Origin of the sequence: Vibrio methylphosphonaticus (genome assembly GCF_023634655.1) — a bacterium.
GTDB classification, from domain to species: domain Bacteria; phylum Pseudomonadota; class Gammaproteobacteria; order Enterobacterales; family Vibrionaceae; genus Vibrio; species Vibrio methylphosphonaticus.
Window position 1 is genome coordinate 92930 of sequence record NZ_JAMKMS010000014.1, and the last position, 19467, is coordinate 112396.

The 19467-nt window shown below is 44.9% G+C and carries 15 protein-coding genes; 10 read left to right on the forward strand and 5 right to left on the reverse strand.

Translation table 11 applies throughout. From position 1 onward, the window contains the following. Positions 1–311 precede the first annotated feature (311 nt). The 3 genes from M9196_RS16375 to M9196_RS16385 all read right to left on the reverse strand — a co-directional run bounded on the left by M9196_RS16375 (position 312) and on the right by M9196_RS16385 (position 5188). Positions 312–557 (reverse strand): hypothetical protein, encoded by a 246-nt coding sequence (locus tag M9196_RS16375; RefSeq protein WP_250618591.1) that lies wholly within the window; start codon positions 555–557, stop codon positions 312–314. Positions 558–863: 306 nt separating this feature from the next. Continuing rightward, a complete protein-coding gene (locus tag M9196_RS16380) occupies positions 864–2954 on the reverse strand; it encodes an alpha-amylase (RefSeq protein WP_250618592.1) in 2091 nt (696 codons plus the stop codon). Between the two features lie 164 nt (positions 2955–3118). Continuing rightward, positions 3119–5188: a PAS domain-containing sensor histidine kinase gene (locus tag M9196_RS16385; RefSeq protein ID WP_250618641.1), complete on the reverse strand. Its 2070-nt coding sequence runs from the start codon at positions 5186–5188 to the stop codon at positions 3119–3121. Positions 5189–5344: 156 nt separating this feature from the next. Between M9196_RS16385 and M9196_RS16390 the strand changes: the two genes are divergently transcribed. The 4 genes from M9196_RS16390 to lhgO all read left to right on the forward strand — a co-directional run bounded on the left by M9196_RS16390 (position 5345) and on the right by lhgO (position 11684). Further along, complete coding sequence (locus M9196_RS16390) at positions 5345–6694, forward strand: sigma-54-dependent transcriptional regulator (RefSeq protein ID WP_250618593.1); 1350 nt, start codon at positions 5345–5347, stop codon at positions 6692–6694. 421 nt (positions 6695–7115) lie between these two features. Further along, the gene (locus M9196_RS16395; RefSeq protein ID WP_250618594.1) at positions 7116–8129 is read left to right on the forward strand and encodes a TAXI family TRAP transporter solute-binding subunit; all 1014 of its coding nucleotides are present in this window, start codon (positions 7116–7118) and stop codon (positions 8127–8129) included. A gap of 121 nt (positions 8130–8250) precedes the next feature. Further along, positions 8251–10437, forward strand: coding sequence for a TRAP transporter permease (locus M9196_RS16400; RefSeq protein ID WP_250618595.1), 2187 nt, complete (start codon positions 8251–8253; stop codon positions 10435–10437). An 8-nt stretch (positions 10438–10445) separates the two neighbouring features. After that, on the forward strand, positions 10446–11684 hold the full coding sequence (gene lhgO, locus M9196_RS16405) for an L-2-hydroxyglutarate oxidase (protein WP_250618596.1): 1239 nt from the start codon (positions 10446–10448) through the stop codon (positions 11682–11684). A gap of 214 nt (positions 11685–11898) precedes the next feature. On the opposite strand, the gene M9196_RS16410 is transcribed toward lhgO, so the two are convergent. Further along, entirely contained in the window at positions 11899–12516 is a 618-nt protein-coding gene (locus tag M9196_RS16410) for a YitT family protein (RefSeq protein WP_250618597.1), read from the reverse strand. Positions 12517–12879: 363 nt separating this feature from the next. On the opposite strand from M9196_RS16410, the gene M9196_RS16415 reads away from it, so the two are divergent. Then, the gene (locus M9196_RS16415; protein WP_250618598.1) at positions 12880–13479 is read left to right on the forward strand and encodes an acyl carrier protein phosphodiesterase; all 600 of its coding nucleotides are present in this window, start codon (positions 12880–12882) and stop codon (positions 13477–13479) included. Positions 13480–13777: 298 nt separating this feature from the next. Next, on the forward strand, positions 13778–14866 hold the full coding sequence (locus M9196_RS16420; protein ID WP_250618599.1) for a ketoacyl-ACP synthase III: 1089 nt from the start codon (positions 13778–13780) through the stop codon (positions 14864–14866). 180 nt (positions 14867–15046) lie between these two features. On the opposite strand, the gene M9196_RS16425 is transcribed toward M9196_RS16420, so the two are convergent. Further along, positions 15047–16750, reverse strand: coding sequence for an FAD-dependent oxidoreductase (locus tag M9196_RS16425; RefSeq protein ID WP_250618600.1), 1704 nt, complete (start codon positions 16748–16750; stop codon positions 15047–15049). A 185-nt stretch (positions 16751–16935) separates the two neighbouring features. Between M9196_RS16425 and M9196_RS16430 the strand changes: the two genes are divergently transcribed. The 4 genes from M9196_RS16430 to M9196_RS16445 all read left to right on the forward strand — a co-directional run bounded on the left by M9196_RS16430 (position 16936) and on the right by M9196_RS16445 (position 19467). Continuing rightward, positions 16936–17250 (forward strand): ArsR/SmtB family transcription factor, encoded by a 315-nt coding sequence (locus tag M9196_RS16430; RefSeq protein ID WP_250618601.1) that lies wholly within the window; start codon positions 16936–16938, stop codon positions 17248–17250. Between the two features lie 85 nt (positions 17251–17335). After that, a complete protein-coding gene (locus tag M9196_RS16435) occupies positions 17336–17752 on the forward strand; it encodes a YeeE/YedE family protein (RefSeq protein WP_250618602.1) in 417 nt (138 codons plus the stop codon). Positions 17753–17758: 6 nt separating this feature from the next. Beyond that, positions 17759–18202, forward strand: coding sequence for a YeeE/YedE family protein (locus M9196_RS16440; protein WP_250618603.1), 444 nt, complete (start codon positions 17759–17761; stop codon positions 18200–18202). Between the two features lie 260 nt (positions 18203–18462). Next, positions 18463–19467, forward strand: a complete 1005-nt coding sequence (locus M9196_RS16445; RefSeq protein WP_250618604.1) for an efflux RND transporter periplasmic adaptor subunit — start codon at positions 18463–18465, stop codon at positions 19465–19467.

A 19467-nucleotide genomic window follows, 5' to 3' on the forward strand; every position in this document is an offset into this window, starting at 1 on the left:
TAGATCAAGTGAGAAGAACGTAATAATAGTAGTCGTTCTTATCAAATATGTAAGCGAATCAAGTAGGGGGCTCAACCGTATTTACACTGCTTTACACTACCAATAAATGATACGGATAAAACGCGTGAAAGTAGTTTAATTGTTTTATTTTAATCAATGTTATTAATGGTTTGATGCGGTAGGGAGTGAGCAAGTTAGACGACGTTTTGTGGGGGGCGCCTGTAACGTTACTTTGCTTACTTTCAGTCGTGTACGCAATAATGCGGTGTTTCACAAATAAAGAAGCAGAGTTTACAGGCGCATCGCTAAATTTAGTGGCGTTTAGGTCCGTTACGAACCAGTTCTTTACCGGTTTCGAAAATTTCATCGCTGATCCAGCGAGCGAGAAGGAGCTCTTGCTTCTCATTGAAGACCGCGACGAAGTGGCGACCATCAGAATTGTTTGTCGCCATTCCTACACCTGCAACGCCTTCTAATCCAAGGCCGCCATTTTCGACCGACAGTAAGAATTGCTCAAGTGCTTCAAGGGTGTCGATAATATTGTTATCTGTTTTCATGGTTTACCGCTGTATGTTGATTAATGTCACCAATAAAGCAGGCACTTTACAGCGGAAGCGAAAAGATGTGAATAGTAATGGCGATGAAAGTGCGCGCTTTTACTATTTTAGAGCCCGCAGGTTTGGCCTTGTTACTGATATAGACCCTGATACTAATATAGACCTAGTTACTGATGTAGAACTAACTGGCAGCGTAAACTTAGTTATCCAGGCCGAGCTATTTATACTCTGCTCGTTACCTAATCGATATTTTATAATAAGCGTTTTAAAAATAAGCGCTCATATTATGAGCGCTATGAGTTCGAGTTATCGCCCAAAGTATGCAATGACGACTTTATCTTCACCGAGGGTTCGGGAAAATACAAACGCGTCATCATGGTCGACAATACGATGCACGCCGGCGCCGATTGCAGGGTGACGGTCCCTAAATTGACCGACGGTTTTCCAATGTTCAAGTAACTGTTGCTTATTGGTATCGAGTGACCACACCATGTCCGAGCGCGTACCTTGATGGAAATCATCGGCGAAAGGCCCTATGTCTCTCGCGATTTCATCCCCATAATAGATTTGTACCGCGCCCGGACTCAGTAGCAGGGCATTTGCGGCACTTTTTTGCATTTGATAGTCCTTAAATCGGCTAAAAAATAGTTCGGTATCGTGCGATGACATATAACTTACGGGATTGAAGTCCACAGAGTCGGTAATTGAATCTGCGTAGTGCTGATAAGTGTCGGCCATTTGACTAAAACAAACGGCGCCCTTATCGAGTTTTTTCTGCATATCAAAGTTGATCAGCGCATCAAACCCATCATCAAAATACGGACTACGATAAGCACTGTGTCCCCATACTTCGCCCATCATCCAGAAAGGTTGCCCAGAGGTATTGTTTAACGTACGCCATTGCTCCAAGCTGTCTGTCGCTTCGGATTTAAGTCGCTTCCACACTTCCGGTTCTACGTGTTTGACAGTATCGACTCGATAACCATCTATGCCAAAGCGCTTCACCCAGTCCGTCTGCCATTCTATAAGGTAGTCGGCAACGGTATAACCCTCTCGTGACTCGACACGTGTACCGGGGTTGTCCATCAACCATTGCGGCGGTTGCACATGCTTGGTCGATTCGGTTTTAAAATCGGGTAGACCCGCCAGCGATAATGTGGTGTCACTTGAGCCGGGTTGGTCATAACCGGGCAGTCCAGTTCGAACCCAATCCGCGCCCCACCAGTCTTTCCAGTTTGATGATTGATAGTCGATGTTGCTGTGGAAGCTGTGCCAGTTTTCTCCTTCTTTTGGCGCCCAGTCAGCCCATTGAGTCGGTAAGTTTTTTGGGGTGGAAATAACATCGAGAGAATCAAATTGCGCATCGGCTAACGTCGCATAACCTGGATGATTGATGACGGCATCCAGTAGAACTTTAATCCCACGTTTATGGGCTTCCGAAACGAGACGTTTTAGATCTTCATCGTTCCCGAAGCTGTCGTCTACTTTGGTAAAGTCTCGTGCCCAATAACCATGATAAGCGTAAAATGGGAAAGAACCGCTATCACCTCCGCCAACAAAGCCGTGCACTTGTTCAACAATTGGTGATAACCAAATTACGTTAGTACCCAGACTCTTGATGTAATCGAGCTTTTCTGTGACGCCATTTAAGTCACCGCCGTGAAAAGTGCCAATTTCTTGCTTGTTGTCGTTATGTCGAGAGTACGGTTGCGATTTGGAACGATCGGAATTATTGAAACGATCAACCATGACAAAATAGATGTTGGCATTGCGGTAGTTAATGGTTTTGTTGATTTTTGTAACGGACGCTTTAGCTTGGGTTTGTACTGGCTCAAGAAGGATGAGACCGCCATTTTTTTGAGAAGGCGTTACCGTGACCCTACCGTTATTGACGCGTAATTCATCACCGGAAAATACCTCCCGAAGTAATGTGCCATCAGCAAAAGAAGAGGAGACATTGATGTCTTTCGGGCCTTCAATAAACGTTTCACACTGTACGTTAGGCAGTGGACGTTTAAATTCCGTTTTCGCGATTTTCTTAGGTTGCCGTTTAAACAACAGGGTTTGGCTTTCTTGATCATAGGAAAACGAATAGTCCCCTGTGAATCTAATGGTCAGCGGCAATTGAGTCGTTTCACCACATAATAGTGGGATTGGCGTATTAAATTTTATCTTACCTGGAAGCTGGTTATCACATTGCCCTTCAATTCCAGAAACGGACAATTGATATTTGTCTTTAGTCAGTGGCACTACGACAGCGTTAGCATTGTCTAGCGGGTAATCACGACTGGTAGTGGTCGTTGATATCGTCAGGTAAGGCGTTGCAAACAGCGCAGACGACGCGAAGAGTGACGGCATTGCAATAAGTAAAGAGGTGAACAGAGTCTTATGTTTCATGGTCATTCCATTGTTATTATTTTTCACTCTTACTTTACTTAGCAAAGCGATCACGCACATCATTCTAGCGCTCTACGCCTCAAAGTTTGCTGCTGTTCACATTATGAGCGCTTAGGGCGTAGAAACCCTGCGTATTAGACGATAAAAATGGTGCAACGTGGACGTTAAGTTGTCGATTCTGGCAGTAATAACGTAAAGGTCATGCCGTGTTGCGCATTAATGTGCGCAGTAATTGAACCATTCATATCTCTCATGTTGTTAGCCGTAATTGATAATCCCAAGCCAAGTCCATCACCTATCTTTTTACTGGTGTGAAAGGGTTCAAATATAGCGTCTATGCACGCCGGGTTTACGCCGCATCCATTATCCATGATTCGTATTTCTATCATGGTGCTGACCTTGCTAATAGCGATGGTGAGTGTTGGGTGCTGAGTATCACTTAGCGCGTCGATGGCATTCGAAATAAGGTTACCTAGAACCTGTCTAAGACGTTGTTCTTCACCGGTGACAGTTGGTAGCACTTCTGGGGCTCGAACTCGCACGTCAATTGAGGATAATTTCGACTGATAGATACGTAGTGTCTCTTCGATTGCTTCGGATAATGATACAGGGTTGAGCAATTCTGGCTTGCTATAGGCAAAACTTTTTAATTGGCGAGTCATATTTGCCATGCGATCGATGAGCGTTTGAATTAACGTGTGGTTAGCACGCATCATGTCATATTCATTACGCGCCATTAAAAGCTCGTTGGTGGTGAGTAACGTACGGAGCCCTGTAAGAGGTTGATTGAGTTCATGAGTAATTGCGCTCGACATTCGACCTAATGCCGCCATTTTACTCGCTTGAACGAGCTCGTGCTGCGCTTGTTCGAGTGCTTGAGTACGTTCTTCAACTCGTTTCTCCAACGCTTGATTCGCTTGTTGTAGTGCTTGTTCGGCGGTCTTTCGTTTACTGATATCAATGACGGTGGCAAGAAAAAAAGGCTGCCCATGCCATGGAAACAGCGTTAATGAAAAAAGGACAGGGAAAAGGCTGCCATCACTTCGCTTTGCAATGGTATCTACTGCGCTTAACTCGGTATGTTCTTTATGAGTCGATAAATTCTTTAGCAGCTTTAGCGTGGTGGAGTTCGGGTTTCCTGCGTCAAATAACTCCCACGCATGTATCGCTTTACTATGCCTATCTGGAAGACAGAATTGGCGTTTTGCCATAGGGTTAACATCGAATAACAGGCCTTGCTCATCAATGACCATTAACCCGACATGGGTCTTGTTGATCATTTGGGTAAGGCGCTGTTGTGATTCCTCCAAAATGGATTGGATTTGCTGTTTACTTTGTTGTTTTTGATGACGTTGAAAGAAGATGATAATCAGCAAAGTGATGAATAGCAGTAGAGTGACTGTGCTCCAACCAACAACATTGATCGTCTGTTGCATTGGGTTCAAGGGGGTCAAATAACTGATTTTCCAATCTAAATCGTCAAGCTTAACGGTGTGAGCAAGGTAACTATCGGCAGAGTTGTGTTGTGAGTCAGTGAGTTGCCACGTTTTAATGCGTGTGTCGTCATACAGTAATTCGTAATTTTGCATAATGTGATGGGATGAGTCGTTAAGCCAATCTGCACTGTATCGAGCGCTACTCGATAAAAAGAACTGATTCTGCTGATTCTGCAAGGTTATGACGTCGCTACTGGTAATGATTTGTTCGGTTAATAGGCTGAGGTCAATTTGCACTACCGCTATGCCAGCAATGTCCAATCCAATAAAAATAGGGGCAGTCAAATAGTAAAGCGGAGTCGAACCTTTGGTTTTACTTACGAGCGACACACCTTCGCCTTGAGTGTGAATTTGTTGCGCGATGGCTTGTCTATCTGACCGGCTGAACCTTTCTCCCACCAAATTCGATGCAAGCGCTTCACCCGTGGCAGACAAAATCAGCCAGCCTTCAGTATTCGCCGCTTTATCAAGTTGGAACAGTTCGTCTTCAACGCTTTGCTTTAGACCTACATCGCCTGCCACCAATGCGATGGTTCGAGGGTTATTAGTGATGAGATAAGGCAGGTGATAAAAGCGCTTTAATGTCCGTCTTACTTCGCCGATATAGTCGAGTAAACGTTCTTGGACGAGAGTTTGGGTTTTATTGCTTAGCCATTGTCGCGAAACTTCTCGGCTCGTCCCATAGCAAAGACTGATCAACATGACGACAACGACAGTAATAATCCACTTATATCTCATCATGCATCCCGCAATAGACTGATTTTGTTTTATTAAAAGACTGCGCTGTTTCTTATTGATGTAAAAGAGTTGTGATCAAAAAGTGAGACTTAGCTCCTTTTATCCAATTGCAAATTTACCTAACGTAGATAGGGAGTATTCATTTGGGTGATAGGTATGGTTTTCGTAGAAGCGGCACGAGTAGCACTAATTGAAGATGACGACATTGTTCGACAAGCGACGAGCCAGTGGTTACAACTTGCAGGTTTTGAAGTGGAGGCATTTAGTACTGGGTTAGCGGGTAAGTCTGCAATTCTTAACGGCGACTACGATGCGATAGTCAGTGATGTACGATTACCCGATATAGACGGTTTGGCACTACTCGCTGACCTTTCGGCAAATAACATTCAAACCCCAATGATCCTAATTACTGGGCATGGCGATGTCGACATGGCGGTTAGCGCTTTGCAACAAGGTGTGTTTGATTTTATTGAGAAACCCTTTCAACCAGAAAGGTTGTCGCAGCGTGTTAACGAGGCTGTGGTTTCGTATCGAGCCCAAGCGTCGGCTCAAGATCGGCAAGAATACTTGGCGAGTGTCAATGGGCTTGAGCAAGTGTTGATCGGACAAAGCTCGGCGATGGTGCAACTAAGAGCTCAGGTGGTTAAGCTGGCTCGCATTGATACTCATGTCATTATCTATGGTGAAACGGGGTGTGGTAAGGAACTCGTGGCCACCAGCTTACATAATGAAAGCCCACGCGGTAAACGTGAACTCGTAGCAATTAACTGTGGCGCTGTACCTGAAAATCTCTTTGAAAGTGAGTTGTTCGGCCACGAGGCTGGCGCGTTTACAGGCGCGAGTAAAAGGCGAATTGGTAAGCTTGAATACGCAGATAAAGGGACGTTATTTTTTGATGAAATAGAGAGTATGCCACTTGCCATGCAAGTGAAGGTCCTACGATGCATACAGGAAAATACCGTTGAGCGGGTGGGAGGGAACCAAACGATCCATACCGATCTTCGAGTGATTGCCGCTGCGAAAGAGGATCTAAGTGATAATAGTGAATTTCGACAAGACTTATATTATCGCCTTAACGTCGCTCAAATTCACATTCCGCCACTGCGAGAGCGCGAAGAAGATGCCTTGATTTTGTTTGAGCACTTTATTCGCCACACTCGTGAAGATGCGCGTTCTTTAAGCGATGCTGATCGACAGGCAATCTTGAGTTACTCATGGCCTGGTAATGTCCGAGAACTGAGGAACGCCGCCGTACGCTATGCCTTAGATGATAGCGTCTCTGTGATGGAAATATTAACAATGCGGCCAAGCTCTACGACCGAACTGACTCAAAGTGGTGTTCCGCTCGCGATTCAGCTGCATAACTTTGAAAGAAAGGTGTTGAGTGATGCTTTGTCTCGTCATCATGGTTGTATTACCGATGTTATGCTTGAGCTAGATATACCACGCCGAACACTTAATCAAAAAATGCAAAAGCTCGGTCTAAATCGAGCAGATTATACTTAAGCAATTAAGCAATTAAGCAATTAAGCAACGAAGCAGCCAAGCAGCCAAGCAACTAAGTCACCAAGTAGCTAAGTCCTTAAGAAAAGAAGCTACGTTAAGTATAAGCAACGAAAACGGGGTGCATGAGGATAGTCTATTGGTGCCATGCCATCGGCAAAAACTTGCTTAGTTGAATTGTCGTGAAAATGCTATTTGAGTCACAATTTGTTAACATATTAGGACTGTCGAGTCGCTTTTTGGCGGTTTCGATAAGCAAGAACTTGCTCATTAATCAGGACACATTTGAGCAAAAAATTGCTCATTTTACCATTGTTACTAGATAATATATTTATTTATCAATTACTTATATTTTGGCATTGAGCTTGCTATAGAGTAAGAGTAGATAACAAGTACGTAACGCCAAATAACATGGAGTGTAACAATGAACAAAAATAGAGTAGCGAAAGCGTTAGTCATCGCCCTGACTTCTTTTGGATTAGTCACGAATGCCGCTATCGCACAAGAGCGAAGCTATATTTTGTCAACGGCGTCTACGGGGGGAACGTATTATCCCGTAGGTGTGGCGTTGGCGACGTTGAGTAAGGTTAAGCTTGCACCTAAATATCACTTCTCTTTATCGGCAATTAGTTCTGCCGGATCAGGCGAAAACGTCAAACTTTTAAATGAGAATGAAGCCCAATTTGCCATATTGCAGGGTCTATATGGCGCTTGGGCGTGGTCTGGTGAAGGCCCATATGCAAAGAGTGGTCGCCAAGAACAGTTGCGCTCAGTGTCCATGCTGTGGCAAAACGTCGAACATTTTATCGTTCGCACTGAATTGGCGGAAACCGGTACGGTGTCCGACTTGAATAATCTGGTTGATAAGAAGTTTTCTATTGGTAAAAAGAATTCGGGTACGGAAAACTCAGGTCGACAAATTATGAAGGGACTAAAGGTCGATCCTGACTCGTTTAATCTTGCGTTTATGGGCTACGGTGGAAGCGCGAGCGCTCTACAAAATGGCACGATAGACGGAATGAATACGCCAGCAGGGGTGCCGGTTGGCGCGGTGACTCAAGCGTTTGCCGCTCTTGGTAATGATATTTCTATTTTGTCCTTTACGGATGAGCAAATTAAAGAGGCCAATGGGGGCTTCAATCTTTGGACTAAATACGACATTCCCGCCAATACCTATCCCGGTTTAGACAAACCCATTACGACGATTGCTCAGCCTAATTTCTTGGCGGTAAGAGACGATATTTCTGATGATGATGTCTATGAACTGACCAAGGCTATCTATGAAAACTTAGCATTTTTACAAGGTATTCATAAAGCGACGAAGGCCATGGCACTTGAAAAGGCGATTGCAGGTCTACCTGTCCCACTTCACCCCGGTGCTGCTCGTTACTATAAAGAAGTGGGTTTAGAGATCCCATCTCACCTGATTGCTAAATAGGCAGTTGACTAACATTCATTCAACTGAATGAACATGCCTTCACGTTCCGTGAAGGCATTCCTTAAATACGTGACCCTATTAGCAAATAATAGCAACAGAAGCCACTAGGCTGGAGTATGTCATGAGCGATACCGTTCAAAAGGAATTGCAGAAGTTTGAGTTGCCAACTCGAACTGATTTTCCATGGGTAACCACCACGATCACGGTGTTTGGTGTGGTGTTGTCTTTACTGCATATTTGGTTCAATACGTTATCAACCTTACCGGAGCTTTGGATTTCTGCTACGCACTTCGCCGGGTTCGCTGTGATATGTAGCCTGTGGTATCCCGCTCATGTGTCATTGAAGTCGAGTAAAGTGGCACTTGTGGTTGATGTCTTCATTGCGTTGGCGGCCATTGCGTGTTTATTGTACATCCCGTACGCAGAAGATGCCCTCTACGAGCGTGGTGTTAAGTTTGTCACCAGTGACTGGGTATTCGCCATTCTAGCGATTGTTATTGTAATTGAACTAATACGCCGCACGATGGGCTGGTTTATTCCAATCCTCATTGTCGTGTGTTTAAGTTACGTGGTGCTTTGGGGGCAATGGGCGAGCGGTATTTTTCATTTTCCGGGCTTAAGTATGGAAACCCTGTTGTATCGGAGTTTCTATTCGTCTGAAGGAATGTTTGGTGCGATCTCCCGTATTAGCTGGACGTTCGTATTTATGTTTATCCTATTTGGTGCATTTTTAGTTCGATCTGGTGTCGGCGACTACATTATTAACGTCGCTCGTGCGGCAGCGGGAAAAATCATTGGCGGGCCGGGGTTTATCGCTGTGATTGGCTCAGGGTTAATGGGGTCGGTATCCGGTTCAAGTGTCGCCAACACGGTTTCGACGGGAGTGATTAGTATCCCTTTAATGCAAAAAGCGGGCTTTCCTTCTCGATTTGCGGCGGGAGTCGAGGCGGCCGCTTCCACGGGTGGACAACTGATGCCACCGGTCATGGGGGCAGGCGCGTTTATTATGGCGTCTTACACTCAAATTCCTTACGTCGATATTATCGCGGTCTCTTTTGTTCCCGCGTTGATCTACTTTTTATCCGTCGCTTTCTTTGTGCGGATAGAAGCCAAACGTAGCGGCGTTCAAAAAATTACCACGAGCGAAGTGCCTTTATGGAAAGTGTTGATATCAGGCTGGCACAACCTCATTCCACTGGCCGTTTTGGTCACACTACTGGTTCAAGGCTTTACACCAACCTATGCCGCGGGTATCTCAATTCTCTCTGTGGTCGTGGCGTCATGGTTTTCTAAAGATCATAAAATGGGTCCGAAAGCGATAGTCGAGGCGTTGTCACAAGGCGCGAAGAATATGGCGACCACGGCGATATTGCTGGTGGGTATTGGGCTAGTGATCAATGTGATCAGCACTACTGGCATTGGCAATACTTTTTCCTTAATGATAGACGGTTGGGCAAGTGGTAATTTGTTGGTCATGCTGGTGTTGATTGCTCTGGCGTCTTTAGTGCTTGGTATGGGGTTGCCAGTGACAGCGGCGTATATTGTGCTTGGTACCTTGTCTGCGCCGGCGTTATACAAACTTATTGCAGAAAATCAACTCTTCGAATTAATGGTGTCGGGCCAACTTCCTGAGCAAGCGAAGGCCATATTTATGTTGGCGGCGCCAGAGCGCTTACATTTACTCAACGCGCCAATGCCTATTGAAACGGCGAAAGAGCTAGTGGCGTTAGTTCCTGCAGATTTTGTGGAAACCTTATTAGAGCAGAGTATTGGAATGGAAGCGGTTGGGCTAGCGTTACTCGCGGCACATTTGATTATATTTTGGCTTTCTCAAGATAGTAATGTTACCCCACCTGTGTGTTTAACGGCTTTTGCTGCGGCGACTATCGCGAAGACACCACCCATGCGAACCGGTTTAACCGCATGGAAAATTGCCAAGGGCTTGTACCTCGTTCCCTTGCTTATCGCGTACACCGGTTTGGTGAGTTGGGATGTGATGTCGGTAGTGAGCGTTGGGTTCTTTGCCATCATTGGTACTTACGCGTTAATCGGTGCGATTGAAGGGTACCTTGAAGGCCCATTAACGGTATTGTTGAGAGTCGTACTTGTGGTGGTCGGTGTTTGCTTGGTTTGGCACGATCTTCCTATTCTCGTTCGAGTCATTGCCTGCGGTGTATTCGCTTTGATCTTTATACACAGTAATCGAATATTTAAAGCGCAGAAAATTATTGGTCAAAGTGGTAAATCGCAAGACACAAACACTCAAAACAGCAAAGCACAGCAAACGAAATCCGTATCAGCATCATAAGGAGCAACATGGACACGGAATATGACTATGTGGTGGTGGGCGGTGGCATCGTAGGTGTGTCGACCGCTTGGCAATTACAGCAACGATACCCCGAGAGTAAAATCTTATTGTTAGAAAAAGAAAGTGGCGTTGCTCAGCATCAAACGGGTCACAATAGTGGTGTCATTCATGCCGGTGTTTACTATGAGCCAGGTAGTATGAAAGCCGATTTTTGTAAGCGCGGTGTGGAACGAACGATGGCGTTTTGTCGTTCGCACGATATACCGGTAGAAAATTGTGGCAAATTATTGGTTGCGACAAACGTTGTTGAGCAACAACGTATGATGGTGTTATACGAACGATGTCATGTGAATGGCATCGAGGTCACCTTGCTAGACCAAGCGCAACTGAAGCTAGCAGAACCCAATATTATCGGGCTAGGTGCTATTTATGTTGCCAGTACTAGTATCGTCGACTATCGCTTGGTGACGGAGCATATGGCGTCGGAGTTTGAGGCGAACGGCGGCATCATTCAACTCGAAACTAAAGTCACAGAGCTTATAGAGCGCGATGACCAAATAATCATCGGTTGCGTCAAAAGAGATAAGGTCAAAGATCAAGAGCTGACAATGACCAGTCAGTTCTTGATTACCTGCAGCGGCTTGATGGCGGATAGAATGACACAGCTGCTTGAAATAAAAACCGACTTTCAGATTATCCCTTATCGTGGTGAATACTATCGCTTGGATAGTCGACATAATCGGGTGGTCAATCATCTTATTTATCCAATTCCAGATCCCGACTTACCATTCTTGGGCGTGCACTTAACAAGAATGATTGATGGTTCGGTCACGGTGGGACCAAATGCAGTACAAGGTTGGAAGCGAGAAGGCTATGGCTCGGTAAACGTGAGTTTGCAAGATACTTGGCAAATGCTGACATTTTCTGGTTTTTGGAAAGTGACACTAAAGCATATTAAGACTGGACTGACTGAATTCAAAAACTCGTGGTGGAAAGCAGGGTATTTGAAAGCGGTTAATAAATATTGTCCGACGATTAATGTGGATGATCTTAAACCTTATCCGGCCGGCATTCGTGCGCAAGCCGTCTTATCGGACGGCACACTGGTACATGATTTTTTATTTGCAGAAAGTACGAGAAGTTTGCATGTCTGTAATGCACCCTCTCCAGCCGCCACGTCGGCCATTCCAATCGGGGAATACATTTGTGATAAGGTCACAAGTAAGTGTGAGAATCTGGAGCGTTGAGACCATATTGTACAATCTCTGACTCACGTATGCCTGACTCACTTATGCCTAAAACAAGCGCTAAACCATGAGTTGGCCTGAGTGGCTTGGGTATTATGACCACAAACCGCTTACAGAAACTATTTCCTTACACTCGCTAACCCTTAACAGTCGCGATAACTAAGAGTTCTTTTAGTTTGGCTGTTAATGCGTTTAAGTTTAGGTGTTATAGGGACTACGTTTGAGGCTTGGCGGTAACCACAGCTTGATAGCGCCCAGGTTTGTGGTTCATGGCAAGAATAAGATTAGTGGTAATGGCCCCTAAGATTGACAGCGCAATCAATGACAAGTCAACGATGAAGAAAGACAAAATCACGATTGAGCAATCAAGCCCCATTTGAACTTTACCCGCGCGAATGCCAAAGCGATCTTGTAGGAACAACGCAAGAATATTGAAACCACCTAAGCTCATTTTGTGCCTGAAGATGACGAGCATACCGATACCAATCAAACCCCCACCGATAATAGCGGCGTAAAGAGGTTCAATATGACTAATTTGGATAACATGATGCAGATGGTCAACCGCAAACGATACGATGCTCACCGCAATAAAAGTGTTAATCGTAAATGGCCAGCCCATTCGTGTGGCAGAAAGCAAATAAAAAGGTAGATTGAGTGCGAAAAACACTTGCCCGAACGTAAATGCAGACACTTTAGTAATGAAAATAGCCAGACCAGCAGTTCCACCGGTGAGTAATCCGACATGATTGAAAAAAATGACGCCAAGAGAAACTAACGCGCTACCGAGTAATAACGCCAGTAGGTTCTCTCTTAAACTATGATCCTTATCCATGTTGATGCATTCCTTTGTTGATATCAGCGTATGTTAATTTGAGCGATATTCGCTTTAGCCTAAGTTACTGGGAGGTAAATAATGGGCACTATGGCGTATGACCTGTCTGTACCGATTGGTGGTTTCCTTGCCACTAGCACGGATAATAGGTTTACACGACGGTTTGGATAGTAGCCTTGGGGGGCGGATGTCGTCGAGGTTTTGCACTCAATTCACATTGAGGCAAGTGTTACGAATCCTTTACAGCTAGTTGATGAGAAGAGCAGGGCGCTGAATGGTTTAGGGCATATATTTGCTGCGGCATACATTGAATTTACGCGCAGTAGTAGCCACACTGTCTTAATGTTATATAAAAGGTATTTGATGAATTTTTTAGCGCACCTTCACATTGCCGACCACTGTCATAGTAGTTTGCTAGGAAACCTTTTAGGGGATTTTGTTAAAGGGGATCCGGCGAAAACCTATAGCGCCGATTTAGTTCGGGGAATTCGATTGCACCGTAGTGTTGATTCGTACATTGATAATCATGACATTATCAAACAATGCAAAGTACTATTTTCGCCAGAAAAGCGCCGTTTTGCTCCTATCGCATTGGATATGTTTTGGGATCATTGTTTAGCGAAACATTGGCAGCATTACCATGCAATGCCGCTGCACCATTTTGTTGATAATGCACATCGAGATGTTACCGCGCCACAAGTGTTAAACGCCGCGCCATTGCCGGAACGTTTTTTACGTATGAGCGAGTACATGTGGCGTGATAGATGGTTAGAATCTTACCAAGATCTGGACAATATCCAATACGCATTAGAAAGAATGTCGCAACGTAGCTTAAGGATGGGAATGCTTGCTGAATGTAGCAGTGACTTAGAACTAAATTACCAACACTTCTTGAGTCTGTTCAAAGAACTTTACCCGCAAGTGCTTGTGCATGCGCGATATTTCTCACAGAACCAGCCCTAAAGTCATAACTCAGCGTCATTGACGGCGCTCTAAAGTACACCGTTTTATTGGTAAGACCTGTTTATTTTAAGGTTTGATTATTAGCTAGATATGGTTTTTCGTCTATTTATCAACCGATTTTGTCATCGGTAAGCCTGGTTAATTTGTTTTGGGTATGGGTTGTAGTTGGTTGTATTTATAGGGTGAATACTTCTGGGGTGAATATGGTTTACAAGCATTGTTTGCATTTGCATTAACAATCAAAATGTTGTGATATGATGGAAAAATTGCTTAACGATTCAATATAGATAGGTACAGAATGACAGCTTATTATGCCGAAATCACGGGTTGGGGTAAGTGCCTCCCACCAGCAACACTGACTAACCATGATCTAAGTACGGTAATGGAAACTTCTGATGAGTGGATTCGTTCTAGGACTGGGATAGAAACTCGTCGTATTAGCCACGTTAACACCTCAGAGATGGCTACGGTTGCAGCGCAACATGCAATGGCATGTGCTGGTATTACGGCAGAAGACGTTGATCTGATTATTGTTGCCACTTGTTCACCAGACTCGTTGATTCCCAATACGGCTTCTCGCGTTCAGCAAAATTTGGGCGTTCCGGCGGCGGCGGCGTTTGATCTAAATGCCGCCTGTACGGGTTTTGTCTACGGCTTAGAAACCGCAACGAAGCTGATTCAGTCGGGTAACTACCGTAACGCAATTGTTATAGGCGCTGAGCGTTTGTCTTTCTTCCTTGACTGGAGCGAAAGAGACACAGCTGTATTGTTTGGCGATGGCGCAGGTGCGGCGGTATTGAGCCGCACAGAAAGCAAAGTGGGTCTCCAAGACGCTCAAATTGGCTGTGATGCGAAAGGGCGTGACATTTTAGCTGTTCCAAAGTTTGGTACGTCAATGGAGCGCTTCGCGGCGGATAATGGTTACTTTGAATTTGAATTCATTGGTAAAGAGATCTTTAAGCGTGCAGTAAAAGGCATGGGGGCGGCGGCGAATACCGTATTGTCTCGCTCAAACTTGACCAAAGAAGACATTGACGTGGTTATTCCTCATCAAGCGAATATTCGCATCATTCAAACGTTGTGTGATCTGTCGGGCATCGAACGTGAAAAAGCGTTTGTGAACATTCAGAAGTATGGCAACACCTCCGCGGCGACAGTGCCAATCGCGTTATGTGAGGCGTTAGAACAAGGGAAAGTCAAACCCAACGATGATCTGCTGTTAGCTGCATTTGGCGCTGGATTGACTTGGGGTGCAGGGCATATTAAATGGGGTGAGCGTGTCACACCAATTGATAGCAGCGATGCACAACTGCCAGCGTGTGAAAAGTCTGCTTTGGAGCTGATGGCTACTGCTATCGAGCATTGCCAAAACAAACCTGAGAAATAATCAGCGCAGTACTCAAATTAGTATTTAAAAAAGGAAGCCTTGGCTTCCTTTTTAATTTTTTGTCATCGAATCATAAACCGTTGCACGCAATGAATGTGTATTACGTCTCCTTATTTATTAAGGCTCCTGTTTATCTACGTACACTTTTTATCAACGTTCACGGCTTAACACGTTCCCCCATTATGCTGAGGCAAACTTATAAGTACGGTAACCACCAATCAGGTTGCGAGCGTTAAAGCCATTGTTAACCAGTTGACGATAGGCTACGTTACCGCGTAACCCCACTTGACAGTAGATGATGATCTCTTTGTTTTTCGGCAACTCATTCATACGCTGACGAAGCTGATCGACAGGGATATTGATTGCTCCGTCGATAAAGCCTCCATTTTCGAGCTCACCAGGGTTACGAACATCTAATAACACTTGATCGCTTGTCAGGTTATCTATCTCGTCAAAGTGAATCGGTGTTGAATCACCTTTAAGTATATTGTTGGCAACAAACGCAGCTTGATTAATGACATCTTTTGCACTGCCATATGGAGGAGCATAAGTAAGTTCAAGGTGCTGGAGTTGTTCAACAGTCATACCCGCGCGCTGCGCGACAGCAAGAACATCAATTCGCTTGTCCACGCCATCTTTACCTGCGGCTTGCGCACCAAGAATTTTACCGGTTTCAGGGCTAAAGAGTAGTTTAAGCGACACAATTTCAGAGCCTGGGTAATAACTGGCGTGACTAGCAGTATGAACGTACACTTTTTCATAACGAATGCCTTCACGTTTTAGCACTTTTTCATTTTTACCTACTGAAGCAACCGCTAAGTCGAAGATTTTAACGATGGCAGTGCCTTGTGTACCCTGATAGGTTTCATTACGCCCAAGCATGTTGTCTGCAGCCATACGTCCTTGACGATTCGCAGGACCGGCTAGGGGAACAAAGCCGGGTTTTCCAGTAACAAAGTCTTTGTCTTCAACTGCGTCACCGACCGCGTAGATAGAAGGATCACTGGTTTGCATGGCATCATTTGTGTAAATGCCGCCAAACTCGCCCAATTGTAATCCCGCTTCTTTTGCTAGGCTTGATTCAGGACGCACACCGATAGACATGATCAGCATGTCGGTGTCGAGTTGTTCACCGTTATTAAGAGTGAGCTGTAAACTACCTTGCAAATGCTGATGTTCTGTCGGTTCGCCTGCGTCTTTACTGGCCACGTGATGACTACTGGTATAGTGGACAGATTCAAGCGCAACACCCAATCTAAGATCCACATCGTGCGCTTTAATTTCCGCGTGTGCAAAGCCAGCCATTTCCTTATCGACAGGCGTCATGACTTGATCTGCCATCTCAATTAGGGTGGTTTTAATACCAAGTTGGTGGAACGCTTCCATCATTTCTAAGCCGATAAAACCACCCCCGACGACCGTAGCATGCTCGGGCTTGTTCATCTGGATAGTTTGCAGGATCCGATCCATATCAGGGATGTTCCGCAGAGTATGCGTAAGGGGATTAGCGATACCGCTGATAGGAGGAACGAAAGGCGCAGCTCCGGGGCTAAGTAATAGAAAGTCGTACGATTCTGTATATTGCGTGCCATCGACTAAGTTTTTTACGGTGACGGTTTTATCGTTACGGTTAATTGACTTAACTTCACTCATAACACGAACATCAACATTAAAGCGAGCGAGAAAGCTTTCAGGAGTCTGTAACAACAGTTTGCTACGATCCTGGATGTCGCCGCCGACATGGTAAGGTAATCCGCAATTCGCAAAAGAAACAAAAGGTCCACGTTCGAACATTACGATCTGAGCATCTTCGCTTAAGCGTCTTGCTCGTGCCGCGGCAGAAGCGCCTCCAGCAACACCACCTACGATTAATATCTTAGTCATACAATACCTCTGTTTATTTTTTTGAAGCTAATAGTGCTAAATAGACGATCTTGCCGTCAATTCATTTCAGTTGCGATTACTATAACGCCATGAATTAGCATTGTCTAATGTATTTTAATCTAAATTTATTAATTCTAATTAAGGTTTGACTAAAGTAATTGGTGCGTAGATAATCAACCAAAATCATGACACACAGAGGTAACAACGTGGATTTATTGCATATGAAAGAGCGCGTAACGGATGTCGCAGAGGTATTGAAAACGTTATCGCATCCAGACCGTTTGTTTGTGTTGTGCCAGTTAGTGGATGGAGAGCAGGGCGCTGGTCAATTACAAGCCAACTCAAACCTTAGTCAATCAGCGTTTTCACAACATTTGACCGTGTTAAAGAAGGCGGACTTAGTCTCTTCAAGAAAGGAATCACAACATGTTTACTATGCACTCAAAGATGAGCGTGTTGCGGGACTTATTAAACAATTGCATACGTTATACTGCCACTAATTACATAACATCAAAGCTGTTTTAACTTGCAGAATTTTTGATGAATTTTGCAACTTAAATCATTTTAATGTTGAAAGAGGTCATTATGGAATTTACCTTCCCTTGGGCATCGCTGCTTGGTGGCATGTTACTGGGTCTATCCGCCACATTGTTATTGTTTTTCAACGGCAAGATTGCTGGAATAAGTGGCATTCTTGGGCGAATCTACCAAGCCAAATCAGGCGATACGAGCTGGCGTCTTTTGTTTGTACTGGGTATGGTCGTTGGGGGCGTTCTGTCTGCAAAACTGTTGAATGTTGCTCCTGCTGAGATGGTTGTGTCTACACCACTCGTCTTGGTTGCTGGCTTGCTCGTCGGTTTGGGAACTAAGCTAGGTAATGGCTGCACCAGTGGGCACGGCATTTGCGGGATGGGGCGTTTATCGAAGCGCTCCATTGTCGCTACAATGACCTTTATGGCTGTTGCAATGGCAACAACTAGCGTTATGTTACACGTACTATAGGAGGCAATGATGCAACGTGTTATCTCACTCATTAGTGGTTTTTTGTTCGGTATCGGTATGATTGTCTCTGGTATGAGCGATCCTCAAAATGTGATGGCTTTTCTGGATATATTTGGTCACTGGTCTCCTGATCTTGCCTTTGTTATGGGGGGCGCACTGCTAGTATTCGCACCAAGCTATTGGTTGATCATTCGTAAGAAGGCGCAGCCTGTGTGCACCGATCAGTTTTGCATTTCAGACGATAAAAAGATCGATATTCAATTGTTAAGCGGTTCTGCTTTGTTCGGCTTAGGTTGGGGTATCGCGGGCATTTGTCCTGGACCTGCTATCTCGTCAATCGCTAATGGCAGTACTGGTATTGTTGGCTTTGTGGTTATGATGATCGTCGGAATGTTTATTGGCGATATTCTATTGTCTAAACGCAATGATTCCGTGTTAGCGAAGCAATAAAAATAGGCTTTTAGCAAAACGATAACGCCACTGTATGAGCCGTCTTGATACGGGGAACAGATAGCAAGGCTTGGTTTAATCACCAAGCCTTTTTTATTTTCTAAACCGTTTTCATTTAAGGAAGTAGAGTGAAATCAGCTTAGTAAGGAAATAGTGCAGTACGGAACCAATTTTATTTAGCATTAGCTAATATTAACATTAGACAATGCTAAATAACGCATGTATATTAGAGTTAACTAATTTATGAGCGCGAGGTGAACATGAAAGTGGGATTTCTTAATTGGGTTGTATGGAGTAGTGCTATTGTCAGCACAATGTCGTACGCCTTTGAAACCACCGTTGTTGATCTACAAGATGTTGGTATTGTCGTTGAACTAGACGGAACGGTTGAAGCGGTTAATCGAGGGACACTCTCAGCGCAAACATCGGGTCGGATTGTTGCGGTGAATGCCGACGTCAATGACATGGTTAAGCAAGGGGATGTGTTACTTGAAATTAGTGCACAGCAGCAGTCGGCTTCACTTGATGCTGCATTAGCACAACTTAATAGTGCCAATGCCCAAAAGAATAAAGCTATCGCTCAGGTCAAGCGCTATCGAGAGCTATTTCCCAAAGGTGCGATTTCCAAAGAGCGACTCGATACCGCGGAAGCGGCAGCGCGATCATCGTTGGCCGATGTAAAACAAGCGACCGCAGCGGTGACGCAGGCGAAGGAGTCGCTAGGGTATACCAGTATTACAGCGCCCTATACAGGTATTGTGACTAAACGTCACGTTGAGCTTGGTGAAACCGTGGCGCCAGGCAGCCAGTTAATCACTGGGTTCTCCTTATCTCCCTTACGAGTGGTCACTGAGGTTCCACAACGTTATCGAAACGATGTTAGTGGTGTGAGCCAATTTACGATAACCACGCTAAATGGGGAGACGCTAGAACCCTATGAAGCAAAATTGTTCAATTATGCTCACCATCAATCTCGCACCTTTCGTCTGCGACTCGAACTGTTAGAACAACCCGCCAAGCTACTCCCTGGAGAGTGGGTCAATATCGCTTTCCATTATGATGAAATACCAACTTTGTTAGTTCCGAAGAGTTCAGTCATCCAACGTGGGGAGCTCAGCGTGGTCTATCGGGTGGACGGCGCGAAAGTTACCATGAATCCAATACGAGTTGGGCAGCAACATAACGACCAACTGCAAGTTTTGAGCGGTCTTGAAGTCGGAGATGAAATTATCTCAGATGCTGTCGCGTATCTCGCTGAGAAGTAG